Here is a 26,011-nt window from a genome sequence, read left to right as displayed (position 1 = left end):
GGGCACTACGGCCGGGCGGGACGGGAGTGGTCGGCCAGGCTGAGCAGCAGATGCGCCGTCTCGGGATGGTAGAAGTCGGAATGCGCGCCGACCGGGTTGATCCGGGTGCTGCGGTAGCGCCAGCTCGCGTCGACGTTCACGAAGGCGTGGTCCAGCGACGTGAGCGGGTAGGGGGTGTCGGCGCGCAGCAGCCGGGTGGTCCATACGTCGTTGGGCGCGAGTCCCGCGCCCGCCCGGGACAGACGCATGCCGGAGTGCCCGATGCCGGGCTTGCGCTCGCGCACCAGGTGCCAGAATCCGGTCGCCCGGTCGTGGCGCGAGTGGGTGAAGACCATCGGCCCGCCCACCGGCGAGGTGTGCCCCAGCGGCCCGGGGCGCAACCGCTCGAACAGCGACGTGAAGGCCTCTGTGGGGGCGGCCATCTGGAAGACCGTCAGCGTGTCGACGGTGAACGGGCGCGACGGATGGGCGGTGGTGCTCCAGCCCAGCGTCCCGCCCTTTCCGGTGTCCGCGGCCCGGCCCACCGCCTCGCACAGGAAGCGGCCGCCGAAGGAGTGGCCGACCAGGTGCAGGTACTGGCCGCCCCGGGTGCGCAGGGTCCGGTCCGCCGGATCGCCCCGCTCGGTGTGCAGATAGCCCAGCAGGTGACCCAGGACGTGCGGGGCGTATCCGGTGCCCGGGGCGCTCATCGCGTGGGCCCGCTTGCGGATCTTCCCGTAGGCCAGCGATGAAGAGGGCCAGCGCACCACGACCGTCCACGGCGCGTAGCGTTCGCGCAGGCCCGGATAGAGCGCCGCGCGGGCCGCGCGCTGACGGTCCATGAGGGCGAGCAGCCGCTGCGCCGAGCGCACGGCCGAGTCCGGGCCCGTACGCCAGCCGTGCACGTACACGATGATGTCGGTGGCCCGGGCCGGCGGCACGAGCCGCTCGGCCAGGTACCGGGTGAGCCGGTCGGCGCGCACCGGCCGCCCCGTGGCCGCGGACAGCAGCCACCCTTCCTCGTCGAGGTCCACGGTGGTCAGGGCGTCCGGCGCCGGGGCCGCGGGCCGTACCGGTCGCCGCGTGGCCACGCGGCGCGGGCGTCGTGTGCTCATGAACGCGTCGGTCCTTCCTGGGAAGCGGGCAGACGGCTGTCCATCCCGCAGACGAGGCCGTAGGTCAGCGCCAGCGGATTGCGGTATTCCTTGGCGAACCAGCGCACGGCCTCCAGCACGGCCCGCCCGGCGGGCAGGCCCTCGATCATGTAGAAGGTCAGGAAGCGCAGGGCGAACGCGGCCCCGAAGACCTGCGGCATGGCGATGGACGGGGCCAGAACACCGAGGGCGCCGTGCTTGACCAGGGCCGCGGCGATACCGGCGTAGCCCGCGGTGGCCGGGGCCCCGGCGAAGCACACGTTGAGCAGGATCATGGGGTGGAAGAGGCAGAGCGTGCCCTCCCGGGCGTTGGCCTCGGTGTGCCGCTTGCGGTACCGGTCCACGATCGAGGCGTCGATCGGGAGGGCATCACTCAGGCGCAGGGCCTGCCAGGTCCGGTCCCCCTGCCGGACGTATTCGCCATGGCAGTAGAAGTACATCAGGTCGTGGTCGACGACCGGCTGGTGCAGCGTCGCCAGCAGCTCGCTGCCGTGGAAGCGCTCCACCAGCTTCGTGCGGTCGCCGAGCAGCTCGATGACCTCGCCCGCGAGCAGGGTTCCCGTCAGTTCCTCGTCCGTCCACGCGCTGGAGGCGGGGCGGGTACGGGTGGACTCGTACCAGTACGCGGTCGGATAGACACCCGAGAGCGCCTCGATCTCGTGCCGGTGGCCCAGGAACGTGGCGAAGGGGTCCGCCGGGGCCTCCTCGCCGGGTATGCCGGCGGTGTGACCGGCGCCGACGGCCAGCAGCGGCCAGGGCAGGTCGAGATCGGAGTCGAAGCGGATCCGCAGGTCCTGGCGCCCGAGCAGATCCATCAGGCGGCGCCGCACCTCGGCGAGTTCGCGGCCCTCTCCGGCGAGGAGCTCGTCGAGCAGGTACTCGCCCTCCTCGGCCAGATCGGCCACCTGGGCCAGCACCTCCACGGACGAACGGGCGCTGAGATCGGCCAGGTTGGTGTGCGGCAGGACATCGAGCGGCCCCCGCTGCCGGGACGGCTGGTAGGCGACGAACTCCTGCCAGCGGGATATGAGGCGCGCCGACAGCGTCCTGAGCTCCTCCGCGCCGGTCTCCAGCTTCGCGTAGTACGAGCCGGTGCGGGGCTGTGGCAGGACCTCGGGGTCGCCCCACAGACAGAGGGTGGTCACCGTGTCGGATGGGGTGCGGATGCAGACGGTCAGGTGCCGCTTTCCACAGGCCGGGGGTTCCGCGAGCAGCCGGTAGCCGCGGCTGGGGTCCTGCGGGGCGGACAGGGCGAGCTGGACGTTCAACGGTTCAGAACTCCGGTCCTTCGTGCGGGGCGGAGCCGAGGAGGGCGGGCTCCACGGCGTCCAGGGTGGCGTCGAGTTCCTGCAGCACCACGCCGAGCGCGCGGTCGTAGACGGTGATCCGCAGCCGGTGCCGCCCCGGAGTGTGCGCGGTGAACGTGAAGGCCGCGGGCTCCGCTCCGGGAGCCTGTACGCGGTAGTCCGCGCACGGCGGTACGAGGGTCGAGCCGGCTCCGCGCGGTGACGCCACCAGCATCAGCTCGGCGGGGGCCCGGGTGTCCCCGGAGGACCGGTGCCAGGGGTGACCGGCGGGAACGTCGAGGGCGAACTCCAGCCGGACGGCGCGGCCCACGTGCGCGGGGGCGTCGAGCAGGGTCAGCCGGGGGGTGCACGCCGGCAGCCGGAGCCGACGGGCCTGCATCGCGGCCGCGGCCGCGGCGGCCTCGGCTTCGGCCTCCGCCGCCTCCGCCCCGCCGGACGGCGCGGCGGTGACGGCGGGCGGCCGGGGTGCCGCCTGCGTCCCGGGATCCGGTGCGGGTGTGCCGCGCAGCAGAGCCAGACCGTGCCAGCTCGCCATCAGCAGCACCCGGACCGTCCCGTAGGCGGCACCGAACACGGCCCCGGACAGGACGGCTGTCAGCGGGTCCGGGGCGGAGGGGCGGCTCACCAGGTGCCAGCCGAAGAGCGTGACCAGGGTGACCAGCACACCCGTCAGGAAGGCCGCCATGGCGCGGCTGGTGGCGGTGGTGAACAGGTGCACCAGCTGCTCCCGCAGGTACTCCCAGAAGGAGCGGGGAGGCCGGTTCGCGACGGCCCAGTGCCCGCCGGGCACGGGTTCGTGCTGTTCGGCGAGCCGGCGCAGCGAGACCACGGCCGGACCGGCGGAGGTGCGGGCGCCGGGGTGCGGGGAGAGCAGGACCTCCAGCAGCAGGGTGAGCTCGGCCTCGCCGGGAACCCGGGGAGGGCGGGCGTCGTGCACCTTCCGGATCCAGCGGAACCTGCGCAGCGGCCCGTACAGGAGGCTGCGGCTGCCCATCAGGATCTCGTAGAGGACCATCCCGAGGGCCCACAGGTCCCCGGAGCGGGTCGGGGACGGAGGCCGGTCGGCCGTCCGCCGGGCCAGTTCGGGCGCGGTGTAGCGGGAGTCGGGCCGCCAGGGCCGGATCCAGGGCCCCTGTCCGTCGTGCGGCGAGGGGGCCGTTCCGTAGCCGGCGAGGGCCAGGGTGCGGTCGTCGCGGAAGAACACGTTGCGGGGGTCGAACCGGCCGTGCGCGATGCCCGCGTCGTGCATCTCCTGGAGGGCGGCCGCCATCTCCACCCCGAGGTACGCGGCCCCCGCGCCGCCGAGTTTGCCCTGTTCCCTCAGTAATCGGCGCAGGGAGAAAGGCTGGACGGGATCCATGACGACCCAGACGGACCCGTCGTGCTCGAACACGTCGTGCACGGCGAGGAGATGGGGTGTGCGCGGTGAGGCGACCCGCTGGACCTGCCGCAGCAGATCACCCGGTACGGCGACCAGGTCCTTGCTCGCAGGCGTCTTGCCCGCCGCCTTCAACGGCTCCGTCCCGCCCTTCTCCGCCGGCGGGCGGGGCACGGCCACCGCCGCCCGGCCCTGGAACGCCGCCGACAGCGGCGCGGCCCTCGACGGCTCGGCCAGCGGCCGCAGTTGCTGGATGAACACCTCCCCCCGGTCCTTCTGGTCGAAGGCGGACCAGAAGACGGTTCCTTCGTGCTCCTCCCAGGCCTCGCCCAGCCAGTACCGCTGCTGGAGCACCCCGGGGTTCTCGGCCTCCATGCACTCGCCCCCTCCACCCGGTCGCGCAGGCCGTGCGGCTCGGGTGGGAGGAAGCCTAGCGTCCGGCAGGGCCCGGCGCAGGGGTTCAGCGGCGCAGCCACACCCCCACCGGACGGCCGGCCAGCAGCACGGCCACATCAACCGAACTACTGTGCTGTGCAAGGGATTTCGAATCGGAGGCGGAAGGGAGCGCAGGGGCCCACGTGCCGGGCGGCAGGTCCAGCCGGGTGCCGCGCCAGCCGCCCGACGCCGCCAGCCGGTGGGACAGCCGGGTGGCCGCCACCAGCAGGCCCGGGGCCCGGGTGAAGGCCACCAGATGGCCGGCCGCCGGGCCCCGGGCCGCGACGGGGGCGTAGCCGCGGAAGAGCTCCGGCCGGGCGCGGCGCAGCCGCAGCAGCGCCGCCGTGAGGGCCAGCTTCTCCTCGGCCGGGCCGTCCGGGGCGGCACCGGCGTCCAGCCGGGCCAGCGCGCCGCGCGGGAAGTGCGCCGGGCGCCGGTTGTCCGGGTCCACCAGGGCCCGGTACTCGGTCTCCGCGCCCTGGTAGACCTCCGGGACCCCCGGCATCGCGAGGTGCAGCAGCGCCATGCCGAGCAGGTTGGCGCGGGCCGCCTCCGCGAGGTCCGGCGGGAGGTCGAGCGGGGCGGGGGCATAGCCGGGTACGCCCGTCTCGTACTCCTCGTTCCGGTCGGTCCAGCTGGTGTGCAGGGCCGCCTCACGGGCCCCCTTGAGCAGCGCGTCGGCCAGACGCGGCACCGCCTCGGGGGCCCGGCCGAGCCCCAGCGCGGTCTGCCGGGCCACCCAGGCCAGGTGGGGGTCCGGCGACGCGTCCTCCCCGTCCATCAGCTCCGGAGCCTGCGACAGCGCCGAGATCCGGGCCCGGACGTCCGCGCTGCGCTTGGTGTCGTGCGTGGACAGCACCGTGCCGGTCCCGGGCCAGTCCCGGGCCAGGGCGGCGCAGTACGCGTGGAACTCCTCGGGCGACACCGCGGGACGCCCCGGCTCCCCGCCCACCTCGGTGGCCGACAGCAGCGGCGCGTACCGGTAGAAGGCCCGGTCCTCCAGGGACTTGGCACGCAGGGCCGCCGAGGTCTGGGCGAACCGGGCGGCGAACGCCGGGTCCCGCAGCAGCAGCTCCCGTACGCCGGCCACCGCGACCGGACCGGCCAGCTCGGCCGCCCGCTCCAGCGCCTGCGGCGGCAGCTCCGGCTCGCCGGGATAGGGCCGGTAGACCGGGAAGGCGATCAGCAACTCGCGCACCGCCGCAGCCAGTTCCCCGCCGGCCCGGCGCTCCAGCGCCCCCAGCTCGGCCGCCAGGTCGCCGGTCAGCACCTCCCGCGCACACGCCCGGGCCGTCTCCGCCCACTGCGGCAGCCCGGTCGACTCCCCGTACCGGTCCGCCAGCTCCGCGGCGCCCGCGGGATCGGTGAACACCCCGTCGACCCGGTGCAGCGCGTCGTACCCGGTGGTCCCCGCCACCGGCCATCCGGCCGGCAGCCGCTCGTGGCGGGCCAGGATCTTCTCCACCACCACCCAGCAGCCGTCCCCCGCCGCGGCCCGGAGCCGGCCCAGGTACTCCTCCGGGTCGGCCAGGCCGTCCACGTGGTCGATCCGCAGCCCCTGCGTGACGCCGTCGCGGACCAGCTCCAGCACCTTCGCGTGGGTGGCCGTGAACACCTCCGGTTCCTCCACCCGGACCCCGATCAGCTCCGAAATGGTGAAGAAACGCCGGTAGTTGAGCGCGGTCGCGGTCTCCCGCCACCAGGCGGGCCGGTACCACTGCGCGGCCAGCAGCTCCGGCAGGGCCAGCTCCTCGGTCCCCTCCCGCAGCGGGAACTCCTGCTCCCCGTGGCGCAGCACCCCGCCCTCGACCCGCAGGTCGCAGGATTCCGCCGGCCCCGGGAGCAGCGGGAGCACCAGCTGTCCGCCGCCGGCCTCCCAGTCGATGTCGAACCAGCGCGCGTACGGCGAACCGGGCCCATCCCGCAGCACCTCCCACAGCGGCCGGTTGAGCCGCAGCGGTGTCGGTACCGCCATGTGGTTGGGCACGATGTCGAGGACCAGGCCGAGGCCGTGCGCCCGGGCCGTCGAGGCCAGCGCCCGCAGTCCGGGCTCGCCGCCGAGCTCGGCCCGTACGCGCGAGTGGTCGGTGACGTCGTACCCGTGGGTCGATCCGGGCGCCGCCTCCAGGACGGGGGAGAGGTGCAGGTGCGACACGCCGAGCGAGGCGAGGTACGGCACGGTCGCCTCGGCCGCCGCGAAGGGGAATTCCGGGCGCAGTTGGAGGCGGTAGGTCGACGCCGGAGTGACGGGTTTCGGAAGATCGGATTCCGATGCGGGGGTCGGTTGCGGCTGGCTCATGAGAACGTACGTACCCAACCTGCCGGATTCCGTGCCATGACCCAATGCATCCGAGTGACTGCGCCGGGTTAGTGTCGATCAAGTGCTCGGAACCGTCACCACGTATCGAAGAGTCATCGCCCTGACCGGGCCCCTCCTTCCGCTCGTCTCCTTCCTCGCCCGCCTGCCAGTCGCGATGTCCCAGTTCGGGAGCTTCCTGCTGGTCGCCCAGACCAGCGGCTCCCTGACCACCGCGGGCATCGTCGGCGGCACCCTCTCCCTCGGCCAGGTCCTCTTCGGACCCGTCCTCGGCCGGCTCGCCGACCGGCACGGGCAGCGGCCCGTCGTCCTGGTCGCCGCCGCCGTCAACGCCGTCGCCACCGCCGCCCTCGTCGCCGGTGCGCTCACCCATCTCGCGACCCTCCCGCTCGCCGCGATCGGCGCCGTCACCGGTGCCTCCGTGCCGCTGATCGGACCGCTCGCCCGGACCCGCTCCGTCGCCCTGGCCCGCCGTGCCGGGGCCGACGAGGGCGTCGTGGGCGCCGTCCACGCGCTGGAGGGCACCCTGGACGAGGTCTCCTTCGTCTTCGGGCCCGCCCTGGTCGGGCTCGCCGCGCTGATCGCACACCCGGCCCTCGCCCTGGCCGGGGCGGCCGGCCTCGTCGCCGTCTTCGGCGGTGCCTTCGCCCTGCACCCGACCGCCTCCGCCACCGCCGGATCACCGGCGCGCGAACGGCGCGCCGGAAGCCGGGTCCGGCCGCCCGCGGTGGTCCACGCGGTACGGGTCTCCCTCGCGCTCCAGGGCGTGATGTTCGGCGCCTGCCAGGCCGGCATCACCGCGCTCACCATCCGTCTCGGCGTCCCGGACCAGGCCGCCGTCGTCTACTCCGCGATGGGTGTCGTCAGCGCCGCCGTCGGCCTGGCGCTCGGCGCGCTGCCCGCCCGCTTCGGCCTGCGGCTGCGCTGGCAGGTCGCCACGGGCGCCGCCCTCGTGCTCTCCGCGCCCCTGCTGGTCACCGACGGCCTGTGGCCGCTGTACGCGGTCGTCACCGTCCTCGGGGCCGCCTACGCACCCCACCTGATCACCGCGTTCGCGCTGACCGAGCGGGCCGTGGAACTGGACCGGCTCGCCACCGCCATGGCCTTCGCCGCCAGCAGCCTGGTGGCCGGGCAGGCCGCCGCGCTCGTGGTCGCCGGGCGCCTCGCCGAGCGGTACGGCCCGAGCGCGGCGTTCGCCGTGGCCGTGGCGGCGGCCGGGCTCTGCCTCACCCTGGCCCTCGCCACCCCCGTACCCGCCGCCCGTACCTCCCCCGCCCCGCCCGCCGAGCCGGGCGCCGGAACGGCAGCCGAGCCCGCCGCCGAGCCGGGCCGGCGGGACGAGCCGGACGCCGGGCCGGATGCCGAGCCGGGCCGGCGGGGCGAGCCGGACGCCGGGCCCGCCCCGCAGCCCGGCCAGGACACCGGACCGGGCCGGCGGCCGGCCCCGGACCCCGCCTACGCGGGCCGCTGAAGCACCACCAGACACCGTCCCGTCAGCGCCACCCGGTCGCCGGCCGCGTACTGCGGCCCGGTGCCGGGTGGCAGTACGTCCGCCCGGGCGGTGTCCACCACCAGCCGCCACTGCGCGCCGTGCCCCGCCGGAACGGTGAACTCCTGCGGCTCCGCACCGGCGTTGAACATCAGCAGGAACGAGTCGTCGGTGATCCGCTCCCCGCGGCTGCCCGGCTCGGAGATCGCCTCCCCGTTGAGGAACACGGTCAGCGCCCGGGCGTGCTGCGCCTGCCAGTCCCGCGCCCGCATCTCCTCCCCGTGCGGGGTGAACCAGGCGATGTCGGAGAGCTCGTCGTGCGTGCCCTCCACCGGCCGGCCGTGGAAGAACCGGCGCCGCCGGAAGACCGGGTGGTCGCGGCGCAGCCACACCATCCGGCGGGTGAACTCCAGCAGGGAAGGGGCCGGTTTCCCGGGCTCGGGCCAGCTCACCCACGACAGTTCGTTGTCCTGGCAGTAGGCGTTGTTGTTGCCGCCCTGGGTGCGGCCGAACTCGTCGCCGTGGCTGAGCATCGGCACCCCCTGCGACAGCAGCAGGGTCGCCGTGAAGTTGCGCATCTGGCGCTCGCGCAGCGCCGTGATCTCCGGATCCCCGGTCGGGCCCTCCACCCCGCAGTTCCAGGACCGGTTGTGGCTCTCGCCGTCCCGGTTGCCCTCGCGGTTGGCCTCGTTGTGCTTCTCGTCGTACGAGACGAGGTCGTTCAGGGTGAAGCCGTCGTGGCAGGTCGTGAAGTTGATGGAGGCCAGCGGGCGCCGCCCGTCGTCCTGGTACAGGTCCGAGGACCCGGTCAGCCGCCCGGCGAACTCCGCGAGCGTGCGCGGCTGCCCCCGCCACAGGTCCCGTACGGTGTCGCGGTACTTGCCGTTCCACTCCGTCCACAGCGGCGGGAAGTTGCCGACCTGGTAGCCGCCCTCGCCGAGGTCCCACGGCTCGGCGATCAGCTTCACCTGGCTGACCACCGGGTCCTGCTGGACGAGGTCGAAGAACGACGACAGCCGGTCCACCTCGTGGAACTGGCGGGCCAGCGTCGCCGCGAGATCGAAGCGGAAGCCGTCCACGTGCATCTCGGTGACCCAGTAGCGCAGCGAGTCCATGATCAGCTGGAGTACGTGCGGGGACCGCATCAGCAGCGAGTTCCCGGTGCCCGTGGTGTCCATGTAGTGCCGCGGATCGTCCGAGAGCCGGTAGTACGAGGCGTTGTCGAGCCCCCGGAAGGACAGCGTCGGGCCCAGGTGGTTGCCCTCGGCGGTGTGGTTGTAGACCACGTCGAGGATCACCTCGATCCCGGCCTCGTGCAGGGCCCGCACGGCGGACTTGAACTCCAGCACCTGCTGGCCGCGGTCGCCCGAGGCGTAGCCGTTGTGCGGGGCGAAGAAGCCGATCGTGTTGTAGCCCCAGTAGTTGCTCAGCCCGTCGTTGACCAGCCGGTGGTCGTTGACGAACTGGTGCACCGGCATCAGCTCCAGCGCCGTGACCCCGAGCTTGGCGAGGTGGCCGATGACCGCCGGGTGTGCGAGCGCCCCGTAGGTGCCGCGCAGTTCCTCGGGCAGGTCGGGGTGGCGCATGGTCAGGCCCTTGACGTGGGCCTCGTACAGCACGGTGTGGTGGTACTCGTGGCGCGGCGGCCGGTCGTTGGCCCAGTCGAAGTACGGGTTCACCACCACCGAGGTCATGGTGTGCGGGGCGGAGTCCAGGTCGTTGCGGGAGTCGGGCCGGCCGAAGTGGTAGCCGTACACCGCCTCGTTCCAGTTCACCCGGCCGCTGATCGCCCGCGCGTACGGGTCCAGCAGCAGTTTCGCCGCGTTGCACCGCCGGCCGCGTTCGGGCTCGTACGGGCCGTGCACGCGGAAGCCGTAGCGCTGGCCCGGCATGATGCCGGGCAGGTAGGCGTGGCGGACGAAGGCGTCCGTCTCGCGCAGTTCGACGGCGGTCTCCGACCCGTCGTCGTGGAGGAGGCACAGCTCGATGCGGCGGGCGGCCTCGGAGTAGACCGCGAAGTTCGTTCCGGCGCCGTCGTACGTGGCGCCGAGGGGATACGCCTGTCCCGGCCAGACCTGCATAGACAACGACTCTTCCCTCGGTGTCGAAAGACGTCCCGGATGATCCGGCATGGACAGCGTCACTGCCAGATCTTCCCCGAAAGAGGGCCCTCACGCGCGGACTTGGGAGTGGTCCTACCGGGTGACCCGCAGAGCTGATATGCGGGTCAGCGGACTGTCCGTGCATCCGATAATGGGTCGACGGACGGCCTTCGTAAGCACCATCGGGCTGCACCGGGCCGCACGCGCGGGATACCCTTCCGTGATCACTGGAGACGGGCGTCCAGACGCAGAAGGCGGTGCACGGGTGAGCTCGGGAGGTCTGGAGCTGCCCCCTGGTGACAGCAGTCACGAGGGTGGCCCGGCGGACGCCCCAGGAGGTGCCCCCGGCGGGGCGCCGACGGGGATCCCGGCGGGGACGGTCTCCCTGGCGGGCGGGCCGGAGGAGGCCGGGAGCGCGGGGGCCGGCGCCGAGCTGGACTGGGGTGCGGAGGCCTGGAGCGAGGTCCGTACGCGGGCGCAGCGGGCCGGCCGGGCGTACATCTGGCTGAACCTGATCGAACAGCGGCTGCGGTCGGTGGTCGGCGCGGTGCTGCGGCCGATCTACGAACCGGTGCACGGCGGGGACGACTGGGTCGTCGCGGCCGCCGGGCCCGCCGGGCAGGAGTGGGTGCAGCGGGCGGTGGCCGTGCGCGAGGTCAGCCGGCGCAAGGGCTACCTGCTCGACTCCGCCGACGACAACGTGCTGAGCTTCCTGACCCTGCCGCAGCTGCGGGAGCTGATGGTCCAGCACTGGCCGTGCTTCGAGCCGTACTTCGACGACCGGCGCGAGATCGAGCTGGCCCTGGACGAGCTGGAGGTCACCCGCAACGTCGTCTCCCGCAACCGGGCGCTGTCGCGGCCCGTGCTGGAGCAGGCGGAGCGGGCCTCGGCACGGCTGCTGGAGGTGCTGGGCGGCGGCTCCGGCAGCCCCGCCGCGGACCGGCTGCCGATCGACGCCGTCGAGGACCTGGTGGGCGACCGGTACGCGGACGTCGTCTCGGTCCACCCGGACCGGGTCCGGCTCCAGCGCAATCTGCCGGCGGAGGACCTCTTCGGGGGCGCGCGGCGGCTCGACGCCATCGGCATAGGTCTCAACCTGCTCGTGCAGAACTTCTCCGGGCGAAGACTCGTCCGGCTGACGGAGGCGGGCTGCCGGGTGCGGCTGCTCTTCCTCAACCCGGCGAGCAGCGCGGTCAAACGCCGCGAGCGGGAGCTGGGGCTGCGCAAGGGCGAGCTGAGCCGCTCGGTGGAGATGAACATCCTGCACGTGCGACGGGTCCGGGCGGGGCTGCGGGACCCCTCGCGCTTCGAGATCCACGTCTTCGACGAGACGCCCCGCTTCACCGCCTACCTGGTGGAGGGGCAGTCCTCGGGGATCGCGGTGGTCCAGTCGTACCTGAGGCGGGCGCGGGGGATGGAATCGCCGGTACTGGTGCTGCGGGGCGGCGGACGCGGGGTGCCCAAGGACGCGGACCACGGACTGTTCGCGACCTACCGGGAGGAGTTCGAGTCGATGTGGGAGGACTCCCGCCCGGTGTCGTGAGCCTCCCGGGAGGGGGCGTCGCCGGGCTTGTCAGTGGCCCGTGGCAGGCTGAAACCCGTTGACCGAAGGTGTACGGGGGAAGGACACGGGGTGGAGGAGCAGCACGGTACGGGGGGCTGGCACGGCCGGGTACTGATCGGGTTCGACCTGGAGACGACCGGCACGGAGCCGGGGGAGTCGAGGATCGTGACGGCGGCCGTGGTCGAGGTGCGCGGCGGTGCGGTGCACGAGCGGCGCGGCTGGCTCGCGGATCCGGGGATACCGATTCCGGAAGGGGCCTCGGCCATCCACGGGATCAGCACGGAGCGGGCCGTCGCGGAGGGCCGCCCGGTGCGGGAGGTCGCCGACGAGGTCGCGCAGGCGCTGGTCGCGCACTGGCGTACGGGGGCGGTGGTCGTCGCGTACAACGCCGCCTTCGACCTCACGCTGCTGAGCGCCGAACTGGCCCGGCACGGGCTGCCCTCGCTGGCCGACCGGCTGGGCGGGGCGCGGACCGGCCCGGTGGTCGACCCGCTGACCATCGACCGGGCCGTGGACCGCTTCCGGCGTGGCAAGCGGACCCTGGAGGCCGTCTGCGGGGTGTACGGGGTCACGCTGGAGGAGGCGCACGACGCGGGTGCGGACGCGCTGGCCGCAGTCCATGTGGCCCGCGCGATAGCCGAGCGGCACCCGCGGGTGGCCGCTCTGACCCCGGCCGACCTGCACGCGCAGCAGGGCACCTGGCACGCCCGCTGGGCCCGGGACTTCCAGTCCTACCTGCGCCGCCAGGGCACCCCGGACGCGGTGATCGACACCGCCTGGCCCCTGCGCGACCTGGTCCCGGCCTGACCGGACCCGGCCGGACGGGGCGGTGGCGGGGCACACGGATATCGGTCGCGCCGACCCCGTACGGATGTGCGACGATCACTCGTCGCACATCACCATGGGGGGTCCATGACAACCGCATCGGCGTCCGAAAGACGCCTGGTTTCCACCGTTTTGACGAGCTTGCTCGGCGTCCTCGCAGCACTGCTCCTGCCGGTGGGCACCGCTCAGGCCGCACCGGTCGCCGAGGACTGCGTCGCCGTCACCGAGGGACGGTACGCGGGCACGTTCACCGCGCCCGGGCAGACGCACTGCCTGGAACTGCCGAGCCCGCAGGGCGCCCGGATCGCCGCCCTCACCTCCCGCGGCGGCGCGGGCCCGACGGTCCAGGTCGAGGTGGCCGACCGGAACGGCACCGCGCAGTGCACCGCCGGTGATCTGGTGCGGGGCGAGTGCGCACTGACCGGAACGGCACCCTTCCGCGCGCTGGTGCGCGCCGACGACACCGAGGCCACCGGTCCGTACGGCGTCCACTTCGTCCGTACGGACGTCCTCCAGAAGGACTGTCAGACCCTGCCCGCAGGGACCTTCGCCGACGACTCGGGGACGGTGCGCCTGGAGACCGGCAACGGCGTCTTCTCACACTGCCTGACGATCCCGGCCGACGCGCACTCCACCTCCGAGCTCCTCCGGGTCCGCTACAGCCTTCCGGACGACGCGGACCTGTTCCCGGACTACGCGATCACCATGATCGACACCGACGGCAACGGGCCTTCCTGCTACACCCACCCCACCCCGGGCCAGCAGCTCCGGACCGACGGCCTCACCAGCTGCTCCTTCACCGAGGGCAAGGCCTACACCGTGCTCCTGGAGGGCCAGGACGTGCCGCGCGGCCACACCCTGGACCGCCGTGACGTCACCGCCACGGCCCGCGGCTGCGTCATCTCCGCGGCCACGACGGTCGGAGCTCCGGCGACGACCGGGACGTCCGGCCAGAGCGGCACCCTGCGCTGCCACCGGATCACCACGGCCGCCGCCACGGACCGGCTGCACGTTGACGTCCGGGACGCCCACGACAGCACGAACATGCTGATCATGAACAACGCCGGTGGCATCGCCTGCCATCCGCGGACCTGGGCGTGCACGCCCACCGGGTCCACCGGCTACCAGGTCGTCACCCAGGCTCCCGAGAGCTGGTCCCTGCCTGCTTCCTACCGCCTCGACGCCTGGCGGATCGCCACGGCCGCCGGGCCCGCCGCCGACTGCCCGCGCGTCGGGTCGGTCGCGTACGGGTACGGTCCGCTGACCGGCACGCTGTCCGAGGAGCGGACCGGCGTGTGCGCCGTCCTGCCGAGCGTCTCGGGCGACCGGTTCAGGGCCGACATCGCCGCCACGGACGGCGGGATGCACACCCCGCGGCCCCTGCTGTACAGCAAGGCCGGGACCGACCTCTGCATGGGCAGGTCGCCCTCGTACGACTGCCAGGGCTCCGACCAGAGCCTGTACGTCCTCGCGCTGCCGGACCGGACGGAGCGCACGGCCTACCGCGCCGAGCTCGTCTGCACCTCCGCGCCGTGCGGATCGGAGGAGGTGACCGTCGGGACGGTCACGCCGACCACCGTGCAGAGCGGTACGGTCGCCACCCTCACCGTGCAGGGCACGGCGCTGGGCATGAGCACCACCGTCAACCTGACCGGAGGACCGGCGACGCTGACGGCCAAGACCGTCTCGGTCTCCGACGACGCCCGCACCCTGAAGGCGACCGTGGACCTGCGCACGGCTCCCGCGGGCAACTGGAACATCAGCGTGAGCGCGCTGAACCACCAGTACGCGGCGGGCACGCTGACGGTGACGCCGCCTGCGGTCTCGGGCCTGGGCACGTACAGGCCGGTCACCCCGACGCGGCTGATGGACACGCGCAGCGGGCTGGGTGTGCCGAAGGCGAAGGTGGGCCAGGGCGGGACGGTGACCTTGCAGGTCGCGGGTGCGGCGGGCATTCCGGCGTCGGGTGTCACGGCTGTCGTCCTGAACGTGACGGCGACCGACCCGACCACGGGCAGCTACGTGTCGGTGTTCCCGGACGGTACGGCGCGGACCAGTGCGTCGAACCTCAACTTCACGGCGGGGCAGACGATTCCGAACCTGGTCATCGTCCCCGTGGTGAACGGGAAGGTCGCCTTCTACAACAACGCCGGTTCGGTGGACCTGATCGCCGATGTGGCGGGCTACTACACCACGGACGGCTCCGGTTCCTCGTACAAGCCGGTCACGCCGGCCCGGTTGATGGACACGCGGGCCGGCCAGGGTGTGCCCAAGGCCAAGGTCGGCCAGGGCGGGACGGTGACCCTGCAGGTCGCGGGTGCGGCGGGGATCCCGGCGTCGGGTGTCACGGCTGTCGTCCTGAACGTGACGGCGACCGACCCGACCACGGACAGCTACGTGTCCGTGTTCCCGGACGGTACGGCGCGGACCAGTGCGTCGAACCTCAACTTCACCACCGGGCAGACGATTCCGAACCTCGTGATCGTCCCCGTGGTGAACGGGAGGGTCAGCTTCTACAACAACGCGGGAGCGGTCGATCTGATCGCCGACGTGGCCGGCTACTACACGAAGTAGCGCCGGAACCCCGTCCTTGCGCCGGCCGATCGGGCCGGCGCAAGGACGACAGGGCCTAGCGGGCCAGGAACGGGAGCAGTGCCGCCGTGAGTTCGGCGGGGGCGTCCATCGCGATGAGGTGGGCGGCGGTGGGGAACTCGATCAGGACGGCGCCGGGGATCTCGGAGGCGTAGCGGCGACCGATGTCCTGGAAGTCGGCGACGTCGAGCGTGCCGATCCCGACCAGGGTGGGGACACAGATGCCGGACAGGTCGCCCCGCACCACGCCCTGCGAGTGCTCCCCGACGACGTCCTGGTTCACCAGCGACGTACGGATCGGCTCGCGGAGCCGGTCGGCCAGCCCGGTGGCGACGTCCTCCCAGGCGCGGGCCGGTCCGCGCACCCACATGTCCAGGTTGGTCGCGACGGCCGCCTCCAGGTCGCCGGCGGCCAGCGCCCGCGTCTCGGCCGCGTCATACGCGATCATCTCGGCGGACCAGTCGTATCCCGGCCACGGTGCGGCCAGCACCGCGAGGGAGTGGACCCGGTCCGGGTGGGTGAGGGTGAAGTCCACGGCCACGCGGCCGCCCCAGGACGCGCCGACGAGCCGGACACGCTCGTGGCCGAGGTGGTCCAGCAGCCGGCGCAGGTCGTCGGTCTCCCGGAACGGGCCGCTGGGCGGAGCGGACTCCCCGAAGCCGCGCAGGTCGTAGCGAATGACGGTGTGCCGCTCCGCGAGGGCGGGCACGACCGCGTCCCACATGTGGTGGTCGGCGATGCCGGCGTGCACGAGCACGACGGGCGGCCCGTCGCCGGTGACGAGATAGGAAAGGTGCCCGAGGTCATCGGAGAGTGTGATCATCCGCGGATACTCGCAGGTCCGCGCCGTACCCGCCATCGACTAGAACGAATACCACCGCGTCCGCGGGTCGCCCTGCCTGAGCGAGGCCACGCGGCGGCGGAACTCGGCCCCGGCGGCCGCGTTGGCGGGTGCGTGCTGGGCGACCCAGGCGCAGCCGGCCGTCTCGCGGGCGCCGCGCAGGACCGCGCAGCCCGCCCAGTCGCGGACGTCCCACCCGTACGCCGCCACGAAGGCCTCGTACTCCCCGGCGGGCATGCCGTACCGGTCGTGGGCCAGGGACATCACCACCAGGTCGTGTTCGCGCAGGTCGGCCGATACGGTCTCCAGGTCGACCAGGACCGGTCCGTCCGGGCCCACATGGACATTGCGGGGCAGGGCGTCACCGTGGACCGGGCCCGGCGGCAGGTGCGGGGTGAGCGCCGCCACCTCGTCCGCGTGGGCGTCCCGGCGGGCGCGCAGGTACGCGGCATCGGCCGGGTCGATCGCGTCCCCCGCCAGCCGCAGCCAGCGCTCGACCCCGCCCAGCAGGTCCCGCGCCGGCAGGGCGAACGACGGCTCGGGCAGCGCGTGGACGGCCCGCAGCAGCACCGCCAGGTCCTCGGGCCGCGCGGGCCGCACCGCGTCCGGGAGACGGTGCCACAGGGTCAGCGGATGCCCGCCCACCAGCCGCGGCTTCGGTTCCGCCGCGCGGACCGCCGGGACGCCGGCCGTGGCGAACCAGCCGGCCACCGCGAGTTCGCGCTCGGCCCGTGCCAGCAGAGAGGCCTCGCGGCCCACCTTGACCACGAGGTCGCCGACCGCGAACACGGCGTTCTCACCGAGCGCGAGCAGCTCGGCCTCCCGGCGCCCGCCGCCGGTGAGGCCCGCCGCCGCCAGTACGTCCCTCGCCCGCGCTTCGTCCATACCGCTGTTCTACCACCGCCCTGACACGCCCGGACGCGACGGGATGCGAGGGCGCGTTCCGGTCAGAGGGGGTCGCCGAGCGGGCCGTACTCCGCCTCCAGGTTCTTCGCCCAGTGGGCGGCGAAGTCCGGCCGGGTACCGTCGGCGTCGGTGAACCCGTACTCCTCGTACAGGCCCCACGTCGCCAGCGCCCGCCCGGTCTTGGCCATGATCCGCGGGTCGGCCGCCAGCGCCGCGACCGCCCGGCCCAGATACGCGGGGGATTCGGAGTGGGCGAAGTTCGGGTCCTGCGCCACCGCGTCGCGCCAGTCGGCCTCGGTGACGCCGAAGTGGTCGAGCACGGCCTCCGACCGCAGGAACCCGGGGGTGATCGCCACGGCGGCCACGCCGTGCGGCCTGAGCTCGGCGGACTGCGCGAACGCGAGGCGGATCACCGCGGACTTGGCCAGGTCGTAGAAGAACGTGCCGCGGTAGCGGGCGGTGTTGCCGTCGGTGACCTCGACCACCAGGCCGCTCCCGCGGGCGACCATCAGCGGCAGCGCGTACCGGCTGGTGATCACATGGGTCTCCACGGCCTGCCGCAGCAGCCGCAGGCCGGTCTCCAGGTCCTGCTCCCACAGGGGGCGTTCCCAGTCGGTCAACGGGTCGCCGCCCCAGACCGAGTTGACCAGCACATCGAGCCGCCCGTCCTGTTCGGCGGCGATCCGCTCGACGAGGGCCCGTACCTCCTCGGGACGGCTGTGGTCGGTCCGTACGGGTATGCCCAGGCCGCCCGCGGCCGTGATCCTCGCCGCCGTGTCCTCGATCGTCTCCGGACGGTCCAGGTCCGAGCGCCCTGCGCCGCTGCTGCGCCCGGTGACGTACACGGTCGCGCCGGCGGAGCCCAGCTCGACGGCGATGCCCCGGCCGCCGCCGCGGGTGCCGCCGGCGACCAGGGCCACCTTTCCGGCGAGCGGGCGTGTGTCGGTGGTCATGATTCCTCCGGTTCGTGGCCGTGCCGTGGCGGGAGATGGGGGTGCAGTACGGCGTCGAGTTCCCGCCGCAGCCGCTGGGCGAGGGTGCCGCTGCGTTCGATGGCCCAGGTCAGGCCCGCGCCGGCGGTGATCGCCTGCACGGTGCCGGCCAGGGCCGCGACGTCCGTCGCGGCGCGGAGTTCACCCGCGGCGACGGCCTCCGCCAGCAGCGCGGCGATCGCCCGCCGCTGGGCGTGGTGAACGGCCAGGGCGCGTTCGTACAGCTGCGGATCGGTGAGGTCCGTGCACAAGAAGGCCAGGTGGTGGGCGAAGCTCTCCGGCGTGTCCGTCCCGGCGAGGCTCTGCGAGGTCAGCGCCGCCAGGGCGTCGAGCGCGCTGGCGTGCGCCCCGCGCGCCCGGGCGGCCAGCTCGCCGGCCTCCTCGGCGGACCGGTCGGCGAGCGCCAGCAGCAGACCGTGCTTGGACCCGAACCGCTGGACGAGGGTGCCGGGCACCAGACCGACCTCGCGGGCCACGGCGGCCAGGGTGAGCCCCGTCGGCCCCACCCGGCCCATGACCCGCGCGGTCGCGCGCAGGATCACCTCGTCCTCGATCCCCCGGGGGCGTCCCACCGCCGCCCACCTCCCTCGGTAACGCAGTTAATGAATGACTGTTCATTCATTAAATCGGGAGTTCTCCCCCGACGGCACGTCCCGCCGCCCCGCCGCGGGCGGGTGGTGGCTTCCCGCCGACGGCCCGATGCTGGAGTGGTGGGCGCCGAACGCGACGGACGCGCAGGCCGCGGCCCCGGTACGGTGGCGCGGCGCGCTATCCGCACCACCCTCGCCGCATGCGGCAGCTTCTACCTGTTCCTCTACGGGCTGGACCAGCCCGTGGCGGCCACGTACGCCCTCTTCGGCGTCGTGTCGATGGCGGCGCTCTCCCACATCCCCGGGACCGGGCGCCAGCGGGCGGCCGTCATGGTCCGCACGACGCCCGCCGTTTGGCTGCTGGTGACGGCCGGCACCTTCCTCGCGGTACGGACCTGGACCGCGGTCGCCGGCATGCTGCTGATCGGCTTCGTCCTCGCCTTCGTGGCGGCGGCCGGTCCCCGGGCCGCCGGCGCGACCCCCGGGCTGCAACTGCTCTACATCATGCCCAGCTTCCCGCCCTACGCCCCGGACACCCTCGGCCAGCGGCTCCTGGGCGTGACCTTCGGACTCGTCCTGCTGGTCCTCGCCGAGCTCTTCGTGCTGCCCGAACCGCGCGGCCCCACCTACCGGCAGCGGGCCGCCGAGGCGGGCAGGGTCGCCGTACGCTGCGCGGACGAGCTGGGGCGGGCACCGTACGCCCTGTCCGCCGCCACCGTGGCGGCCGTCCGCGAGGCCGGAGAGTCGCTGCGCCCCCTGCGGACCGACGAGGCCGACCGCCCTGCCGGGCCGGGTCTGCGCGACCGGGCTCTCGCCCATACGGGTCTGGCCGTCCGTACGCTGCTCGGCCGCATGCAGCACCTGCCGCCACCGCCCCCGGGCAAGGCCCCGCTGCAGCCCGGGGCGGACCTGCTGGACGCGGTCGGCCGGGCCGCCGCCGCGACGGCCGCCCTCCTGTCCGGCACCGGCCGCGCGAACGACGAGGCCCTCACCCTGCGGCGGCTGCGCGAGGAGGCCGCGGACCGCGCCGAACACGAGCGGCAGGGACTGACGGCCGCCCGCGGCCGGCGCCGGGCCGCGCTGCTGGAGGTCGCGGACGCCGCGGTGGCCTACGCCGACGCCTCGGAACTGGCCGTACGGGGGCGGCGCGCGCGAATCCCCGGCGGGGTCGACTCCGTCCGCTTCTGGTACGCCGGCAAAGGGGCGCCGCTGCTGTGGTGGCACCGGCTGTGGGCGCATGCCGGACCGCGGTCGGTGTACTTCCAGAACGCCGTCCGCATCGCCCTCGCGCTCGGTGCCGCCCGGACCGTCGCGGGTGTGGAATCGCTGCCGCACGGCTTCTGGGCGATGCTCGCCGTCCTCAGCCTGACCCGGACCACGGCCGCGCAGACCCGGGCGACCGTGCGCCAGGCACTCGCCGGCACGCTGCTCGGGGCGCTCCTGGCCGCTGGCGTCCTGGCCCTGGTCGGCGGGCGGACCACCGTCTACGCCGTCGTCCTGCCGGTCGTCATGGTCGTCGCCTTCCGGGTCGGGCCCGTGCGCGGCGTGGGCTGGGCCCAGGGGATGTTCACCCTCGTCGTGTCCTTCGTCTTCGCGCAGCTGGCGCCGGTGACCTGGCGGCTGGCCGAAGTACGGATCATGGACGTGATCATCGGCAGCATGATCGGCGTCGTTTTCGGACTGCTCGCGTGGCCGCGGGGAGCCCAGGCGGAGCTGCACCGGGCCGTGGCCGAGCTGCTGGAACGGGAGGCCGAGACGGTCGAGCGCACCACGGCCGCCGTGGTGGCGGGTGTCCCGGGTGCCACGCCCGACGACCGGGCGCTCCAGCGTGCGCTGTCCCTGGCGGAGAGCGCGTACGCACAGCGCCAGGGCGAGCCGAGGGCGCCGGCGCAGGGGGCACCGGACTGGCAGGCGGCCATGATGACGGGCCATCACGTGCTGTGGGGCTCGCGCCGGCTGCTCGCCCGCTCCGGGCCCGTCCTCGACCCGGTGCACCGGGACCGGCTCGGCGGCCGGACCTCCGAACTCGTCGCCGCGATGTACGCCGCGTCCCGCCGCGCCCGGTCCGAGCCGCCCGCGGCCACCGCCGGATGGCTCCCCGCGCGCACCGCCGGCGCCCCGGCCTCTTCGGCCGCCGGACAGCCGCCCCCGGAGGCCGGGGCGGGCGGGGAGTGGCCGTACCCCGATACGCCCGAGAGCGTGGCGCCGTCGCGGTATTTCGGGGCGCTCGCCTGGCTCGAATCGCTCGCCGTCGACGTCGAACGCGTCCTGGAGCCGTGCCGTGCCCCGTCGGGTGAGGGAGAAGAATCCCGAAAGTAGTTGCACGAGACGTATCGTCTCGTTAAGGTCGGTGCATGACCTCAGCGAAGCCCGCCCACATCGCCATGTTCTCCATCGCCGCCCACGGGCACGTCAACCCGAGCATCGAGGTGATCCGGGAGCTCGTCGCCCGCGGCCACCGCGTCAGCTACGCCATCCCCGCCGCCTTCGCCGACAAGGTCGCCGAGACCGGCGCCACGCCGGTGATCTACACCTCCACCCTCCCCACCGACGACGACCCGGAGGCCTGGGGCACCGAACTCATCGACAACCTGGAGCCCTTCCTGAACGACGCCGTCCAGGTCCTCCCGCAGCTCGCCGCCGCCTTCGAGGGCGACGAACCGGACCTGGTCCTCCACGACATCACCTCCTACCCGGCGCCCGTGCTCGCCCACCGCTGGGGCGTCCCCGCCGTCTCGCTCTCCCCGAACCTCGTCGCCTGGGAGGGGTACGAACAGGAGGTGGCCGAGCCGATGTTCGCCGGGCTGAAGGCCTCCGAGCGCGGGCAGGCGTACTACGCCAGGTTCGCGGCATGGCTCACCGAGAACGGCCTCGGCGACCAGGTCGACCGCTTCCAGAGCCGCCCCCGCCGCAGCCTCGTCCTGATCCCCAAGGCCATGCAGCCCCACGCCGACCGCGTCGACGAGGCCGTCCACACCTTCGTCGGCGCCTGCCAGGGCGACCGCAGCGCCACCCAGGGCACCTGGAGCCGGCCCGATGCCGCCCACGGCAAGAAGGTCGTCCTGGTCTCGCTCGGCTCGGCCTTCACCAAGCAGCCCGCCTTCTACCGCGCCTGCATGGACGCCTTCGCGGACCTGCCCGACTGGCACGTCGTCCTGCAGATCGGCAAGTTCACCGACGAGGCCGACCTGGGCGAGATCCCCGCCAACGTCGAAGTCCACCGCTGGGTCCCCCAGCTGGACATCCTGCGCCAGGCCGACGCGTTCATCACCCACGCGGGCGCCGGCGGCAGCCAGGAGGGGCTCGCCACCGCGACCCCGATGGTCGCCGTCCCCCAGGCCGTCGACCAGTTCGGCAACGCCGACATGCTGGCCGCCCTGGGCGTCGCCCGGCACGTCCCCATGGCCGACGCGGACCCGGCCACCCTCCGGGAGGCCGTCCTCGCCCTCGTCGCCGACCCCGCCGTCGCCGCCCGCGCCGAGGAGATCCGGGCCGGGATGGCCGCCGAGGGCGGCACGCACCAGGCGGCCGACCTCATCGAGGCGGAACTGTCATAGCCGCGGCCTAGGGTGGCCCCCATGACGAAGAAGGCCACGGCGACGACCAAGTACGCCGCACTGCTGCGCGGGATCAATGTCGGCGGCAGCAGGAAGGTCCCGATGGCGGAACTGCGCACGGTCCTGGAAGGACTCGGGCACGGGGACGTGCAGACCTACCTGCAGAGCGGGAACGCCGTGTTCAGCAGCGCGCAGACCGACCCGGTGGCCCTCGCCCGGGAGCTGGAGGCGGCCATCGAGGCCCACTTCGGCTTCCGGGTCGCGTGCCTGGTGGTGGACGGCGCGTACCTGCGCGCCGTCGCGGAGGCCTGCCCCTTCCCGGCCGCGGAACTGGAGGGGAAGCAGCTCCACGCCACCTTCTTCTCCGAACAGCCCGGCCCGGAACGCTTCGCCGCACTCGACGGCGCCGCGTTCCTTCCCGAGGAGTACCGGCTCGGCGACCGCGTCCTCTACCTCTACGTCCCCGCCGGCCTCGGCCGCTCCAAGCTGGCCGAAGCGCTCGCCCGGCCCGCCGTCGTCAAGGGCATCGACGTGACCACCCGCAACTGGAACACCGTCGCCAAGCTTGTGGAACTGACCACGCCCTGAAGCGACTTCCGCACCGGGCGGCCCGGGCCCCGACCCGGGTACGCTGCGGGCGTGAACGAGGGTGACCAGCCGGACCTGGACGAGATCGACGCGTGCTTCGCCGCCGGCGCGCCGCCCACCCGGCCTGATCGCCCCTAGGGGGCGCCCGGCACCGGCGTGGCCTGGTGGTAGTACATCCGCCAGCCGGCCCCGTCGTCCGACCGCCGCCAGATCGAACTCCGGCGCGCCCGCCGCCCGTCGATCACGGTCTCGTACATGAGGTGCACCACCCCCGGCGCGAGCTCGACCCCCGTCATACCGGCGGGCTCGTAGCGCGGTCCGTCCTCGGCGCCGCCCTCCATCTCCGGCAGCGCCGCCAGCATCGCCCGCCGGTCCCACCTGCGGCCCGAGGCACCGACCTCGACGAACTCCGGATCGAGGAGCCGGTCCGTCAGCACCCTCGACGTCCGCACGCCCGGACTCATCAACTGCATCTCGCGCGCGACCGCCTCGGCCACGGCCTCTCCGTCCCCACCCATGGGAGCATCCTGCCCCGGCCGGACGCGGCACCGGTGACCGCCCCGGGGGAGACGTGGGTGGTGGGGTGTGCCAGGCTCATCGGCATGCGGTACATCATCATCGGCGCGGGCGCCGTGGGCGCCACCATCGGCGGACGGCTCGCGGAGGCGGGCGGCGAGGTCGTCCTCGTCGCCCGCGGCGCGCACGCGGAGGCCCTGCGGGCCGGGGGACTGCGGCTCACGACGGCCGACGGGAGCCGGGTGCACCGGCCCGACGTGGTCACCGGACCGGACGAGCTGGGCGAACTCCGCCCGGACGACGTGCTGTTGCTGGCCGTGAAGACCCAGGACGCCATCGCCGCGCTCGACACCTGGGGCGACGCGGAGGTCGCCGGCGGCGGCACGGCCGCGCAGCGGCTTCCGGTGTTCTGCGCGCAGAACGGCGTGGAGAGCGAGCGGCTGGCGCTACGGCGCTTCGCGCGCGTGTACGGGGTGTGCGTCTGGCTGCCCGCCACCTTCCTGGAACCCGGCGTGGTCTCGGCCCTGTGCACGCCCCTGACCGGCATCCTGCACCTGGGCCTGGCCGCGGGCGGCACGGACGCCCTCGCCCGGACCGTCGCGGAGGACCTGACCAAGGCCGGCTTCGAGGCCCCGCTGGTCGAGGACGTCATGCGGTGGAAGTACGCGAAGCTGCTGGGCAACCTGGGCAACGCGATCCAGGCGACCACCGGCCCGGAGCCCGACCCCGCGAAGGCGGCACTGCTGCTGCGCGCCGTCCGCGAGGCCAAGGCCGCCTTCGGGGCGGCCGGCATCGCGTACGCCTCGGACGCGGAGCAGTCGCAGGCCCGCGACGGGAAGGTCGAGCAGCCGCCGGGCGTACGGGGCGGCTCCTCCTGGCAGAGCCTGGCCCGCGGCACGGGCTCGGTGGAGGCGGACTACCTCAACGGGGAGATCTCGCTGCTGGGCAGGCTGCACGGGGTGCCCACCCCGGTCAACGACGTCCTGCGGCACGCGGCGAACATCTTCGCCCGCGAGGGTCTGCCGCCGGGGGCCATGTCCATCGCGGACCTGACGGCCCTGGCCGACGAGGCCGCCGCCCGCGCGTAGGCGGCGCGGCGGTTCTCAGACCGTCACGCCGTGAGAGCCGGGAGGCGGGCGGGTGCCGCCGCGGCCGCGTCGTAGCGGCGCAGCAGGAGGAGGGCCAGCTCCGGGGCGGCGCCCAGGACGTCGGCCACCACGTCGGCGCCCGCCGCCCCGGCGCCGGCCACGATGCGGTCCGGAAGCCGGCCGGGGGCGATGACGTACGGGGCCACCGCCACCCGGGCGAAGCCCTCGGCGCGCAGGGCCCGTACGGCATCCTCCGTACGGGGCAGAGCGGCGGAGGCGAACGCAGGCCGCACGGCGCACCAACCGGTGTGCCGCCACTCCCGCGCGATTTCAGCGATCACTGCGATCGCCTCCGGGTCCGTGGATCCGGCGGACGCGAGCACCACCGCGGTGGTGGCGCGGTCCGCCGGGGTGATGCCGGCTTCGGACAGCCGGCGTTCGAGCGCCTCGACGAGCAGCGGGGACGGGCCGAGGACGTCCGCCACCGAGACCGCCAGCCCCGGCAGCCGGGTGAGCGCGTCCGCCAGCGCCGCCGGGATGTCGGCCTTCGCGTGGAAGGCCCGGGTCAGCAGCAGCGGCAGGGCCACCACGTCGCGGACGCCGTCGGCGTGCAGCGCCGACAGCACCTGCTCGACCCGCGGGGCGTTGAAGTCCAGGAAGGCCGTCTCGACCCGCAGTCCGGGCCGCAGCGCCCGCACACGCCGGGTCAGGGCGTGCACGGTCGCGGCGTGCCGCGGATCGCGGCTGCCGTGGGCGATGACCAGCAGGGCGGGCGACATGCGCGTCAGCTCTTGACCAGGAGGCCGCGGCTGCGCAGGACGTACCGCTCGATCGGGCTGAAGATGAGCAGGTCGATGGCGATGCCGACGACGAGGATGAGGATGATCGCGAGGAAGACGCCGGGCAGGTCGNTCGATCGGGCTGAAGATGAGCAGGTCGATGGCGATGCCGACGACGAGGATGAGGATGATCGCGAGGAAGACGCCGGGCAGGTCGATGTTGTTGCGGCCGTTCTCCAGGAGCTGGCCGAGGCCCAGGCCCAGGTCGGGGGAGGAGGCGATGATCTCTGCGGCCATCAGCGAGCGCCAGGAGAACGCCCAGCCCTGCTTGAGGCCGGCGACGTAGCCCGGCAGCGCGGCCGGCATGACCACGTGCCGGGCGCCGCGCAGGCCGGTGGCGCCGAGGGTGCGGCCGGCGCGGAGGAAGAGGGGCGGGATCTGGTCGATGCCGGAGACGAGGCCGTTGGCGATCGAGGGGACGGCGCCGAGCAGGATCACCGTGAACATCATGGCGTCGTTGAGGCCGAACCAGAGCACGGCCGGCGGCACCCAGGCGACCGAGGGCAGGGACTGCAGGCCCTGGAGGATGGGGCCGATCGCGGCGCGGACGAACTTCACCCGGGCGACGAGCAGGCCGAGGGGGGTGCCGATGGCCAGGGCCAGCAGGAAGCCCAGCAGACCACGGGAGACGGAGGTCCAGATGACCTCCAGCAAAGTCCCCTTCAACCACATGTCGGACAGGCTGTCCCACACCGCTGAAAGGGCCGGGAGCTTGGTCTCGTCGGTCACCTTCAGGGAGACGAGGACCTGCCAGATCACCAGGACCAGGCCGACCGCCAGGAACGGCGGCAGGACCTTCTTGACCAGGACCTCACGGACCGGCGTGCGCTGGGTCTGCACGGCGTCCAGGGCGTCGAGTCCGGCCTCCAGACCGGCGAGGTCGTCCGTGGGCGCCTTCGTTTCAGTGCTGGCCATGGCGGCGGATCTCCCCACGCAGGTGTTCAGTGATCTC

Annotated in this window: 19 protein-coding genes and 1 pseudogene; 8 read left to right on the top strand and 12 right to left on the bottom strand. The window is 73.8% G+C overall.

Going from position 1 to position 26,011, the window contains the following annotated elements:
* Positions 1-5: 5 nt before the first annotated feature.
* The 4 genes from AAT21_RS26590 to treY form a co-directional block, all read right to left on the bottom strand.
* Positions 6-1,094 (bottom strand): alpha/beta hydrolase, encoded by a 1,089-nt coding sequence (locus tag AAT21_RS26590; protein WP_107081398.1) that lies wholly within the window; start codon positions 1,092-1,094, stop codon positions 6-8.
* Positions 1,091-2,401, bottom strand: coding sequence for a hypothetical protein (locus AAT21_RS26585; protein WP_052757999.1), 1,311 nt, complete (start codon positions 2,399-2,401; stop codon positions 1,091-1,093). The genes AAT21_RS26590 and AAT21_RS26585 overlap by 4 nt, the downstream gene beginning before the upstream one ends.
* A gap of 4 nt (positions 2,402-2,405) precedes the next feature.
* Positions 2,406-4,193, bottom strand: a complete 1,788-nt coding sequence (locus tag AAT21_RS26580; protein ID WP_046779486.1) for a protein kinase domain-containing protein — start codon at positions 4,191-4,193, stop codon at positions 2,406-2,408.
* Positions 4,194-4,278: 85 nt separating this feature from the next.
* Positions 4,279-6,552, bottom strand: coding sequence for a malto-oligosyltrehalose synthase (gene treY, locus AAT21_RS26575; protein WP_046779485.1), 2,274 nt, complete (start codon positions 6,550-6,552; stop codon positions 4,279-4,281).
* Positions 6,553-6,634: 82 nt separating this feature from the next.
* Here treY and AAT21_RS26570 point away from each other — a divergent pair, with 82 nt between their 5' ends.
* A complete protein-coding gene (locus AAT21_RS26570) occupies positions 6,635-8,041 on the top strand; it encodes an MFS transporter (protein ID WP_079025976.1) in 1,407 nt (468 codons plus the stop codon).
* On the opposite strand, the gene glgX is transcribed toward AAT21_RS26570, so the two are convergent.
* Entirely contained in the window at positions 8,026-10,140 is a 2,115-nt protein-coding gene (glgX, locus tag AAT21_RS26565; RefSeq protein WP_046779484.1) for a glycogen debranching protein GlgX, read from the bottom strand. The two genes, AAT21_RS26570 and glgX, sit on opposite strands and share 16 nt — an antisense overlap.
* Positions 10,141-10,426: 286 nt before the next feature.
* Between glgX and AAT21_RS26560 the strand changes: the two genes are divergently transcribed.
* From AAT21_RS26560 to AAT21_RS39350, 3 genes are all read left to right on the top strand, one after another.
* On the top strand, positions 10,427-11,704 hold the full coding sequence (locus AAT21_RS26560) for an SAV2148 family HEPN domain-containing protein (protein ID WP_046779483.1): 1,278 nt from the start codon (positions 10,427-10,429) through the stop codon (positions 11,702-11,704).
* A gap of 90 nt (positions 11,705-11,794) precedes the next feature.
* Positions 11,795-12,532, top strand: coding sequence for a 3'-5' exonuclease (locus AAT21_RS26555; protein ID WP_046779482.1), 738 nt, complete (start codon positions 11,795-11,797; stop codon positions 12,530-12,532).
* Positions 12,533-12,682: 150 nt separating this feature from the next.
* Positions 12,683-15,124: a hypothetical protein gene (locus AAT21_RS39350; protein WP_157879792.1), complete on the top strand. Its 2,442-nt coding sequence runs from the start codon at positions 12,683-12,685 to the stop codon at positions 15,122-15,124.
* Between the two features lie 55 nt (positions 15,125-15,179).
* On the opposite strand, the gene AAT21_RS26545 is transcribed toward AAT21_RS39350, so the two are convergent.
* The 4 genes from AAT21_RS26545 to AAT21_RS26530 all read right to left on the bottom strand — a co-directional run bounded on the left by AAT21_RS26545 (position 15,180) and on the right by AAT21_RS26530 (position 18,453).
* Complete coding sequence (locus AAT21_RS26545) at positions 15,180-15,965, bottom strand: alpha/beta fold hydrolase (RefSeq protein WP_046779481.1); 786 nt, start codon at positions 15,963-15,965, stop codon at positions 15,180-15,182.
* Positions 15,966-16,004: 39 nt separating this feature from the next.
* Positions 16,005-16,868, bottom strand: a complete 864-nt coding sequence (locus AAT21_RS26540; protein ID WP_046779480.1) for an aminoglycoside phosphotransferase family protein — start codon at positions 16,866-16,868, stop codon at positions 16,005-16,007.
* Positions 16,869-16,930: 62 nt separating this feature from the next.
* Complete coding sequence (locus AAT21_RS26535; protein ID WP_046779479.1) at positions 16,931-17,842, bottom strand: SDR family oxidoreductase; 912 nt, start codon at positions 17,840-17,842, stop codon at positions 16,931-16,933.
* The gene (locus tag AAT21_RS26530; protein ID WP_046779478.1) at positions 17,839-18,453 is read right to left on the bottom strand and encodes a TetR/AcrR family transcriptional regulator; all 615 of its coding nucleotides are present in this window, start codon (positions 18,451-18,453) and stop codon (positions 17,839-17,841) included. Before AAT21_RS26530 ends, AAT21_RS26535 begins: the two co-directional genes overlap by 4 nt.
* A gap of 138 nt (positions 18,454-18,591) precedes the next feature.
* Here AAT21_RS26530 and AAT21_RS26525 point away from each other — a divergent pair, with 138 nt between their 5' ends.
* The 3 genes and pseudogenes from AAT21_RS26525 to AAT21_RS26515 all read left to right on the top strand — a co-directional run bounded on the left by AAT21_RS26525 (position 18,592) and on the right by AAT21_RS26515 (position 22,616).
* Complete coding sequence (locus AAT21_RS26525; protein ID WP_235439229.1) at positions 18,592-20,790, top strand: FUSC family protein; 2,199 nt, start codon at positions 18,592-18,594, stop codon at positions 20,788-20,790.
* Positions 20,791-22,028, top strand: a pseudogene (gene mgt / locus AAT21_RS26520) (macrolide-inactivating glycosyltransferase).
* A 21-nt stretch (positions 22,029-22,049) separates the two neighbouring features.
* Positions 22,050-22,616: a DUF1697 domain-containing protein gene (locus AAT21_RS26515; protein WP_046779476.1), complete on the top strand. Its 567-nt coding sequence runs from the start codon at positions 22,050-22,052 to the stop codon at positions 22,614-22,616.
* A gap of 134 nt (positions 22,617-22,750) precedes the next feature.
* On the opposite strand, the gene AAT21_RS26510 is transcribed toward AAT21_RS26515, so the two are convergent.
* Positions 22,751-23,134, bottom strand: a complete 384-nt coding sequence (locus tag AAT21_RS26510; protein WP_046779475.1) for a nuclear transport factor 2 family protein — start codon at positions 23,132-23,134, stop codon at positions 22,751-22,753.
* Between the two features lie 84 nt (positions 23,135-23,218).
* Here AAT21_RS26510 and AAT21_RS26505 point away from each other — a divergent pair, with 84 nt between their 5' ends.
* The gene (locus tag AAT21_RS26505) at positions 23,219-24,220 is read left to right on the top strand and encodes a ketopantoate reductase family protein (RefSeq protein ID WP_046779474.1); all 1,002 of its coding nucleotides are present in this window, start codon (positions 23,219-23,221) and stop codon (positions 24,218-24,220) included.
* A gap of 23 nt (positions 24,221-24,243) precedes the next feature.
* Here the strand turns inward: AAT21_RS26505 and AAT21_RS39345 are convergent, their stop codons facing one another.
* Both AAT21_RS39345 and AAT21_RS39335 read right to left on the bottom strand, forming a co-directional pair.
* Positions 24,244-24,999, bottom strand: a complete 756-nt coding sequence (locus AAT21_RS39345) for a sirohydrochlorin chelatase (RefSeq protein ID WP_167350630.1) — start codon at positions 24,997-24,999, stop codon at positions 24,244-24,246.
* 133 nt (positions 25,000-25,132) lie between these two features.
* On the bottom strand, positions 25,133-25,974 hold an 842-nt coding region (locus AAT21_RS39335), incomplete at its 3' end, for an ABC transporter permease (protein WP_167350629.1).
* Between the last annotated feature and the right edge of the window lie 37 nt (positions 25,975-26,011).

This window comes from Streptomyces yangpuensis (assembly GCF_001005295.1).
In the GTDB taxonomy this organism is placed as follows: Bacteria; Actinomycetota; Actinomycetes; order Streptomycetales; family Streptomycetaceae; genus Streptomyces; species Streptomyces yangpuensis.
This window is presented reverse-complemented; position numbering and strand designations above follow the sequence as displayed.